Raw genomic sequence first — 3,049 nt, 5'->3', positions numbered from 1 at the left:
AGGACGTCAACGGCTACACCGCATCGATCGCCTCCGCCGTCGAGCAGCAGGGCGCCGCAACCAGCGACATCTCCCGCTCGGTCCAGCAGGCGGCCGAGGGCACCGGCGCCGTCACCCGCAACATGGAGTTGCTCGCCAATACCGTCGACAGCACCTCCTCAGCCGCCGACAACGTCCTCGACGCCTCAGGCGCCATGAGCCGCAACACCGACGCCCTCAGGCAGGAAATCGACAGGTTCCTCAGCCGCGTGGCCGCTGCCTGAGTCGTTTGTCAGATCTCCGCCGGACCTGCCGACGATTATATCCGATGATGTGCGGCGCGCCCCGACCGGGCGCGCCGCTTCTGTTCAAGCCTCTGGAATCGCTTAGGTTGTTTTCTGGAAAAAATTCCCCATGATTTTACCGAAGATTCACGGACGGCTGCCTAGGGTTCCACAACGAACGGGTGTGGAGGATTATTGATGTCCCGGCTGTTGGGCCTGATTGGCAATCTCGGATTTGCCGCCAAGATCGGTGGTGGCTTTGCAATCGTGCTGCTTCTTGCAGCCGTACTCGGCGGTGTCGGCACGATGGCCATCGGCGGCCTGACGCAGCAGATGGACACGTCACGAATCGCAACTGGCGTTGTCGCCAGCCTGCAGGAAGTTTCGGCGGCGCGGGAGACGTTCCTCCAGAGCCGCCAGACGGAAGACGCTACGAAGATGGAGGCCGAGGTCGGCGCTCTGGCCCGCCAGTTGGAAGCGCTGCGCGCCTCCGTCGCAGGCGATGCGGCCGCCGGCCGTGCGGTTGACGCGGCGATCCAATCCGTTTCCGTGATGCGCAGCAACTTCGCCGATGTCGGCTCGGAGATCGGCCGCCAGCAGGAGCTGTCCGGTGAACTGGCGGCGTCCATCGCCCGCCTCGGTGATCTGTCCAATCAGATCAACGGCGACATGCAGATCGTCCGGCGCGATGCCAAGCGCGAAAGCCTGCGCGCCGCAGCAACCCGGCGGAAGGCGGATGACATCATCCGCTTCGTCGTGGCGCTGCGCGAGGAAGCGCTGCGCACCCAGTACCTGTTCCTGCGCTCCACCACCTCGACGACGTCGGGCCTGCTGGAAGAAGCGATCGCGGAAGCCGGAAAGCTTGGCGACAATGCCCGCGCCCTGACCAACGCCCGCGTCGACGGCGTCGACCAGGCCAGCGTCGAGCTGCTGGCGGGCCGCGCCACCGAACTGCAGGAGCAGTTCACCCTGCTTGCCGGGACCACGTCCTTCGCCGACGTTCACCGGCTGCGGGCACAGATCAACAAGACGCTGGAGGACATCGTCCTCGCTGCGAAAGACGTCCAGACCTCCGCCTACAAGGCGATCGACGCCGTCCAGCAGGAAGTCCAGGCCCGCGACATCGCCTTGATCAAGGTCGATCTGGTCTCCGCCAATGCCAGCGACCTGTCCAAGCAGGCGCTGAACGTCAAGGCGACGACCCTCGGCTTCATGTCCGGCTTCGGCACCATCGAGGCCGACAGCGTGCTGCGCGACATTTCCGAACTGAGCTTCGTCGCCGGCACGCTTGCCGCATCGGCCAGCCAGTTCCCGGAAGTGGCCGAAAAGGTGCAGCTCGCACAGGCCGAGATCGACAGCTACCGCAACTCCTTCGAGAATATGCTCAACAGCCTTGGCGCGGTTCGCACCTCCTCGGGAGAACTTGCCAGCGTCACTGCCGACATGCGCCGCCAGATCACCTCGCTCGCCAGCGAGCAGGCTGATCGGGCCGCCAATTCAGGCGCTGCCAGCTTCTGGACCATCGTGGTGACCCTGGCCAGTGTCGTCGGCCTCGGCGTCGCCGTCGCCATCGTTCTGTCGCTCGCCATCACCCGCCCGACGCGCCGCCTGACCGCGGTCATGGGGCGCCTTGCCGAGGGCGATACCGATGTCGAGATCGACGGCACGGAGCGCGGCGACGAAATCGGCGCCATGAGCCGGACGGTCGAGGTGTTCCGCGACAATGCTCGCGAGCGTGCCCGCATGCGGGAAGAGCAGGAGCGCGAGCAGCAGGCCGCTGCCGCCCGGCAGGCCCGCGTCGACGAGCTGATCGGTTCCTTCCGCGCCCAGGTTCAGGAATTGCTGAGCTCGGTCGGCGACACCGCCGCCGGGATGGAGGCGACGGCCCGCGATCTCACCCGCATCGCCAGCGAAAGCGCCGGGCGCGCCGAAGAAACCACCCGGGCCAGCGGCGCGGCCACCCAGAACGTGGAAAGCGTCGCGACGGCGGCCGAGGAACTCGCCGCGTCGATCGCCGAGATCGCCCGGCAGGTCGGCCAGACCACCGAAGTCGTCAACCAGGCGACCCACGGCACCCGTCAGACCAACGAGAAGGTCGCCGGCCTTGCCGCCGCCGCCAACAAGATCGGCGAGGTGGTGACCCTGATCCAGGCGATCGCCGAACAGACCAACCTGCTCGCCCTCAACGCCACCATCGAGGCGGCGCGGGCGGGTGAGGCCGGCAAGGGCTTCGCCGTCGTCGCCGCCGAGGTCAAGGAGCTCGCCAACCAGACCTCCAAGGCGACCGAGGAGATCGGTGCCCAGATCGCCGCGATCCAGGGCGAGACCAAGGAGGCCGTGGAAGCGATCGCCGCGATCACCCAGACGATGCAGGAGGTCGACAGCTACACCTCCGCCATCGCCGCGGCCGTCGAGCAGCAGGGCGCGGCGACCAACGAGATCTCGCGCAACGTCCAGAACGCGGCCGAAGGCACGACGTCGGTCACCAGCAACATGGGCGAGTTGGCCAATGCGGTCGCCGAGACCAATGCCTCGGCCGACATGGTGCTGGTCGCCTCCGGCGATGTCGGCGAGAAGACCCGCCAGTTGCGCGGTCAGATCGACAGGTTCCTCAGCGATGTCGCTGCGGCCTGATCCAACCGAACATTGACGCCTTCAACACGAGCACCCCGCCGGTTTTTTTCCGGCGGGGTGTTTTGTTTGGGATGTGGGTCTGTTTGAGGGTTTCGGGGTTTCAGGTTTTGAGTTTTGCGACGGCGCGCTTGGCCATGACGGTGATGAGGTTT

Annotated in this window: 1 protein-coding gene and 1 pseudogene; both read left to right on the top strand. The window is 66.3% G+C overall.

The genetic code is table 11. From position 1 onward, the window contains the following. Positions 1–263: pseudogene (locus P2PM1_RS23750) on the top strand (methyl-accepting chemotaxis protein); the annotation flags it as partial. Positions 264–461: 198 nt separating this feature from the next. Then, a complete protein-coding gene (locus tag P2PM1_RS25300) occupies positions 462–2,897 on the top strand; it encodes a methyl-accepting chemotaxis protein (protein WP_208985405.1) in 2,436 nt (811 codons plus the stop codon). The last annotated feature ends 152 nt before the right edge of the window (positions 2,898–3,049 follow it).

Source organism: Stappia sp. P2PMeth1 (assembly GCF_900185735.1).
Taxonomy (GTDB): domain Bacteria; phylum Pseudomonadota; class Alphaproteobacteria; order Rhizobiales; family Stappiaceae; genus Stappia.
This window is presented reverse-complemented; position numbering and strand designations above follow the sequence as displayed.